The organism is Methylibium sp., assembly GCF_013817345.1.
Classification (GTDB): domain Bacteria; phylum Pseudomonadota; class Gammaproteobacteria; order Burkholderiales; family Burkholderiaceae_C; genus Methylibium.
In genome coordinates, this window is the sequence record NZ_JACDCW010000042.1 from 24976 (window position 1) to 30975 (window position 6000).

Annotated in this window: 6 protein-coding genes; 2 read left to right on the top strand and 4 right to left on the bottom strand. The window is 70.4% G+C overall.

Going from position 1 to position 6000, the window contains the following annotated elements; genetic code table 11:
• Positions 1-121: 121 nt before the first annotated feature.
• Together H0W40_RS09980 and H0W40_RS09985 are read left to right on the top strand one after the other, a co-directional pair.
• A complete protein-coding gene (locus H0W40_RS09980) occupies positions 122-1717 on the top strand; it encodes a D-alanyl-D-alanine carboxypeptidase (protein ID WP_292445764.1) in 1596 nt (531 codons plus the stop codon).
• 70 nt (positions 1718-1787) lie between these two features.
• Positions 1788-2090 (top strand): SemiSWEET family sugar transporter, encoded by a 303-nt coding sequence (locus H0W40_RS09985; RefSeq protein ID WP_292445765.1) that lies wholly within the window; start codon positions 1788-1790, stop codon positions 2088-2090.
• A gap of 40 nt (positions 2091-2130) precedes the next feature.
• On the opposite strand, the gene H0W40_RS09990 is transcribed toward H0W40_RS09985, so the two are convergent.
• From H0W40_RS09990 to purE, 4 genes are read right to left on the bottom strand one after another with little or no spacing between them, the layout of a single operon-like run.
• Entirely contained in the window at positions 2131-3330 is a 1200-nt protein-coding gene (locus H0W40_RS09990; RefSeq protein WP_292445767.1) for an SGNH/GDSL hydrolase family protein, read from the bottom strand.
• Positions 3293-4294, bottom strand: coding sequence for an L-threonylcarbamoyladenylate synthase (locus tag H0W40_RS09995; protein ID WP_292445769.1), 1002 nt, complete (start codon positions 4292-4294; stop codon positions 3293-3295). The genes H0W40_RS09990 and H0W40_RS09995 overlap by 38 nt, the downstream gene beginning before the upstream one ends.
• Positions 4295-4304: 10 nt before the next feature.
• Complete coding sequence (locus H0W40_RS10000) at positions 4305-5495, bottom strand: 5-(carboxyamino)imidazole ribonucleotide synthase (protein ID WP_292445771.1); 1191 nt, start codon at positions 5493-5495, stop codon at positions 4305-4307.
• Positions 5492-5998, bottom strand: coding sequence for a 5-(carboxyamino)imidazole ribonucleotide mutase (gene purE / locus H0W40_RS10005; RefSeq protein WP_292445772.1), 507 nt, complete (start codon positions 5996-5998; stop codon positions 5492-5494). Before purE ends, H0W40_RS10000 begins: the two co-directional genes overlap by 4 nt.
• Positions 5999-6000: the final 2 nt, after the last annotated feature.

A 6000-nucleotide genomic window follows, 5' to 3' on the forward strand; every position in this document is an offset into this window, starting at 1 on the left:
CCTCCCAGCGACTTTCGCCCGAGGCGGTATGCGCCGACGATCTCGCTGGAAAAAGCCATGCGCCGAGTCTAGCGGCGCGTTTGCGGCGGCCGCGTCGCAGGGGCCACTTATCATGGTTGCGATGAGTCGTTCACGCCTGCTGCGCCGTCTTTCCGCCTGCTGGCTGTTGGCAATTTTCGTCAGCGGGGCGGCCGCCGCCGACGACCCGCTGCCGATCTCCGTGCAGGTGGCGCTGGCCGACGCCCGCCTGCCGCCCGAAGCCTTGGTCGCCTGGGTCGCCGAAGTCGGGCCGCAGGGGCACGAAGCGCCGCGTCTGACCTGGCGCGCCCGGGAGCCGGTGAATCCGGCCTCCCTGATGAAGCTCTACAGCACCGGCGCGGCGCTCGAACTGCTGGGCCCCGCCTGGACCTGGTCCACCCCGGTGCTCGCGACAGGGCCCATCGACGCACGCGGCGTGTTGCACGGCGACCTGGTGATCCAGGGCCGCGGCGACCCGACACTGGTGATCGAACGCCTGTGGCTGCTGCTGCGCCAGCTTCAGCAGCGCGGCGTGCGCGAGGTACGCGGCGACATCGTGCTCGACGGCAGCGCGTTCACTCAACCGCCGGGCGATCCGGCCGATTTCGACGGCGATGCGCTGCGGCCCTACAACGTACAGCCCGACGCGCTGATGCTCAACCTCAAGTCGATCACGCTGGGCTTCGTGCCCGACCCACCGCGCAAGATCGCGCGCATCACCACCGACGTGCCGCTGGCTGGCGTGAAGGTCGATGCCAGAGTGCCGCTGACAGCGAACGACTGTGGCAACTGGCGGGGCGCCCTAAAGGCCGATTTCAGCGACCCCGCCCGGCTGAAGTTTTCGGGCAGCTACCCGGTCGCCTGCGGCGAGAAGAGCTGGTCGCTGGCCTATGCCGACCCGGCCAGCTACAACGCCCGCCTGGTCGATGCGCTGTGGCGCGAAACGGGCGGGCGGCTCGGCGGCCGCGTGCGCGAAGGCGTCGCAGCGCCCGAATCCTCGCTGCTGTTCGAATTCGCCTCTCCGCCGCTGGCTTCGGTGGTTCGAGACATCAACAAGTTCAGCAACAACGTGATGGCTCAGCAGCTCTTCCTGAGCCTGGGGCTCGACGCAGCAGTCACGGCACAGTTGCCGCAAGGGACACCCGCCTTTGTCTCGGCCTCCGCGACCGTGTCGACTCCCGCGCTGCCGATCGTCCTGCCGTCGCCAGGCGAGCCGCAAAGGCAAGAGGCCGCCGCCAGCGAGGCACGGCTCTCCGTCGTGCCGCTCGACACCGCCCAAGCCGCACGCGCCGCCGTGAGCCGGCACGTGCGCGAGCGCACCGCTTGCACGCAGGCCGAGGTGGTGATCGACAACGGCTCGGGCCTTTCGCGCAGTTCGCGCAGCAGCGCGAGCTGTCTGGGCGCCTGGCTGCAGGCGCTGTGGACCAGCCCCTTGATGCCGGAGCTGACGAGTTCGCTGCCGCTGCCCGGCGTGGATGGCACCGCGAAACGGCCCGGCCGGATCTGGGGCGCCGCCCTGGGCCGCGCCCACCTCAAGACCGGCTCGCTGCGCGACGCCGCGGGCCTGGCCGGCTACGTGATCGGCACTTCCGGGCGCCGCTACGTCTTCGTCGCCATCCTGAACCACCCGAACGCCAATGCGGGGCGGCCGGTGCTCGATGCTCTGCTCGACTGGACGGCGCAAGAGGGCTCGCCATGAGCACGCCGCGCCGCCCCAAGTGCTCATGCTTGCGCCCGGCGGCACCGCGCGCGGCGGGTACGGTGCAGGAATGAGCCTGCCGGCCGTCGCCTTTTCCTGGGAATGGGTCGGTTATGCCGCCGCGCTGCTGACCACCGCAGCCTTCGTGCCGCAGGCCTGGTTGGCCTGGCGCACGCGTGATCTGGCCGGCGTGTCGCTGGGGATGTACGTCAGCTTCACGCTGGGCATCGCGCTGTGGCTCGTGTACGGCCTGGCGTTGCGCTCGTGGCCGATGGTGCTGGCCAACGGCGTGACGCTCGGCCTGGCGCTCGTGATCCTTTCGCTCAAGTGGCAGGGGTGCCGCAGCGGCAAACCACCCCGAAACGGACGCTGAACCGCAAGCGACGGAGACAAACCGCGTCTCCAGCTCGCGATCAGAACGGCAGATTGCGGATTCGCGAAACCACCAGATCGCCCAGCAGATCGTGCAGCTCGGGGCCGAAATGCAGATCGTCGGCCCACAGGTAGTCGTCGTTGCTGGCGGCGTACTTCAGCGTGTCGGTCGTGCAGTTCGGCAAGACGGCTTCCGGTTTGCACGTCGCGTCGGTCACGTTCGCATTGTCGAAACCGTAGCGATCGTTGTTGTCGAGAATTTGTTCCACCTGCCCGTCGATGGCCAGCAGCCCGATCTGCCGCCCGTCCTCGACGACGTCGGTGCGCAAGCCGGCGTTGAACGCGTCGGTCAGTTCCTGCAGGCACTCCCGGCGGTTGAATTCGGTCGGCTCCTGCCTTGCGAAGGGCGTCGCCCCCTGGTTCGGCACGGTCACAAAGAGCACCCTGCCACCGTCGCCGCTGCGCGCGATGGCGTTGATCTGCCGGGCCAGCGCCTCGCCGAGCGAGCGCGCCGTGCGTGCCGCCGAGCCCAGGTCATCACGGGTTTCGTAGCGACATTGGCTCGCCGCCGTGACGCCCGCATAGACGTCGAGGATGTCGTGCTGGCCGACGAACACGGTCACCAGATCGGTCGGCGTGAAGCTGCTCGTGGCCCGGTGGGCGGTGACCTGATCCGCGATGTCGGCGACGCGGGCGCCGACCGTCGCGTAAATGACGCCTCTTTGCGGCGTGCCGGCCGGATCGCTGTTGCATTCGTCGAAACCGAAGTTGTACTCGTCGGCCACGATCTGAATCCAGATGCGGTTGCGCAGGCAGTCGATGGGGCCGGTCGGGGGGTTGTCCACTTGCTCGGGCGCCGGTGCCACGGGATCGAGCGCGTTGACGCTGTATTTGAGGCCGGCGGGAATGATCTGGCCGGCCATTGGGTGCGGTGTCTCACCATCCTCCAAGAACGCCGGGTAAGCGCTGGTGCCATCCGTGATCAGGCTCGTCTCGTCGCCGAGCACCAGCAGCCGCTGTGGCCGGAACTCGTCGACCGTGTCGCCGCCGCCGCAGCCGGCCAGGGCGAGCAGCGCCACGCTCGCGACAGCGCGCCATCCCGTCGGCGGCATCAGGCGGCGCAGGCCGCGAACGGAAAAAGTGCCAACAGTCATGCGTGCTCCAGGAAGCGAAAAGGCGAGGGGAGGAGGGGAAGGAAGCGCTTCAGCTCGTGGCGGCACGCCGCAGCCGGTCGCGAACACCGTCCCAGGCGGGATCGGGCGGCGGCTCCTCGACCCAGATGAGCTGCACGCCTTCGTCGTCGAACGCCCGCAGCACCGCGAAGAGTTCATGCGCCGCAGCCGCGGCATCGTCCGGCATGCGCCGGCCCGCCAGACGCGGCGGCGGGGTGCTGCGGGAATATACCGCCAGCCTGCGTGGGCTCGAGGCGGGCAGGGCTTCAAGCGGCAGCACTTCGAGCGCGCTGCGCAGCGCAGCGCCGGACATCAGCCGCAGCGTGGCGCGCGGCGCGTAGTGCGAGGCCAGAGTGCCCGGAGCGCGCGGCGCCGAGGCGTCGGCTTCGCGCAGCGGCTCGCCTGTCGCCGCCTCGAGTTGCGCGCGGGTCAGCACGCCGGATCGCAGCAATACGGCATGGCCGCGCGAGCAATCGACGATGCTCGACTCGATGCCGACGGCGCAGTCGCCGCCGTCGAGCACGCACAGATCCGGCAGCACGTCGGCGAACTCGCCTTGAACATGCGCCGCGCGCGTCGGGCTGATGCGCCCGTAGCGGTTGGCGCTCGGCGCGGCGATGCCCGGCACGCCGAGCGCCGCGGCTTCGGCAAGCAGCGCCTGAGCCAGCGGATGCGCCGGTGCACGCAGGCCGACGGTGGCGTGGCCGCCGGCCGCGGCTTCGGCCGTGCCACTGCGGCGGGCGACGATGACCGTCAGCGGCCCAGGCCAGAACGCCGCCATCAGCCGCTGCGCGAGCGGCGGCAGCGAGTCGCAGAACGCCTCGGCGGCCTGCAGGTTCGTCACGTGCACGATCAGCGGATGGTCGGCGGGCCGGCCCTTGGCATGGAAGATCTTCGCGACGGCCGCGTCGTCGTCGGCGCGAGCGCCCAGGCCGTAGACCGTCTCGGTCGCGAAGGCGACCAGTTCGCCGTCTGCGAGCCGCCGGGCGGCCTGCGCGGCAGCTTGCGGCGCGGTGCCGTCCAGCCGTGTCATAGCGGGCCGATCAGAACGCCGGCAGCCCCAGCAGCGCTGCGGCTTCGAGCGCCACCGTGCGCGCTGCCTCGAACGTCGCCGCGGTCACTGTCAGGTGGCCCATCTTGCGGCCGTGCCTCGCGCCGCTCTTGCCGTAGAGATGCAGGTGCGCACCCGGCAGCGCCAGTACCTCGGCCCAGGGCGGCGTGCGCTCACGCCCCTGTGCGTCGAACCACAGGTCGCCGAGCAGGTTGAGCATGACCGCGGGCGAGTGCAGGCGGGGCACGGTGAGCGGCAGCCCGGTCATGCAGCGCACCTGCAGCTCGAACTGCGACACGTCGCAGGCGTCGAGGCTGTAGTGGCCGGAGTTGTGCGGCCGCGGCGCCATCTCGTTGGCGACCAGCGTGCCGTCTTCGAGCACGAAGAACTCGACGCACAAGACGCCGATGTAGTTCAGGCCGGCGGCGATGCGCGCGGCTGCCTCGCCTGCCTGCGCCGCGAGCGTCTGGCTCACGCCCGGCGCAGGCACCTCGGTGACCGCCAGCACGCCCTCCCGGTGCAGGTTGCGCTGGACCGGGAGCAGCACGACGTCTTCGTTGGCAGCACGCGCCAGGATTACGCTTACCTCGAACGCCAGCGGCAGCAGTTTCTCGAGCACGCAGGGCGTGTCGCCCAGCTCGCCCCACGCAGCCGCCAATTCGTCGCGCGTGCGAACGCGCATCTGGCCCTTGCCGTCGTAACCGAGGCGCATCGTTTTCAGAATGCCGGGCAGCAGCGCGTCGTCGACGCGGGCGAGCTGCTCGGCCGTTTCGATCACCGCATGCGGCGCGCAAGCCACGCCGCAGCGGCGGAAGTGCAGCTTTTCGGCGGCGCGGTTCTGGCAGATCGCCACCGAGTCGGCACCAGGCGCCGTCGGCAGGTGCGCGCCCAGGGTGTAGAGCGCACCGGCCGGCACGTTCTCGAACTCCGTGGTGACAGCGGCGCAGCGTTGCAGCATCTGCGCCAGGCCCTGTTCGTCGAGGTAGTCGGTCTGTACGTGCACATGCGACACCAGCCCGGCGGGACTGGCGACATCGGGGTCGAGCACCGCCGTGAAGTAACCCAACCGCTGCGCCGCCTGCACGAACATGCGGCCGAGCTGGCCGCCGCCCATGACGCCGAGCGTGGTGGCCTGGGCGCCGGCGCCGCTGGCGGCGGGAAGGATGGTCTTGTGGTGGCTCATCGGGAGGGTTGCGGCGGCGCCGCCAGATCGGCGGTCATGGTGCGCGCGGCTTCGGTCTGACGGGCGCGAAAGGCGTCGAGCCGCTCGCGCAGGGCGGTGTCGCCATGCGCCAGCAGCGCAACGGCGAACAGCGCCGCGTTGGCCGCGCCGGGCGCACCGATCGCGAAGGTGGCCACCGGCACGCCGCGCGGCATCTGCACGATGCTGTGCAGCGAATCGACACCCTGCAGGTGTTTCGAAGGCACCGGCACGCCAAGCACCGGCACGGAAGTCTTGGCGGCGAGCATGCCGGGCAGGTGCGCCGCGCCGCCGGCGCCGGCGATGATGGCAGCGAGCCCGCGTTCGCGGGCACCTTCGGCATAGCGGAACATGTCGTCTGGCATGCGGTGCGCCGAGACCACCTGCGCCTCGAAGGGCACGCCGAACTCGGTGAGAATGTCGGCTGCGTGGTGCATGACCTCCCAGTCGCTGCTGGAGCCCATCACCACGCCGATCAGGGGAATCG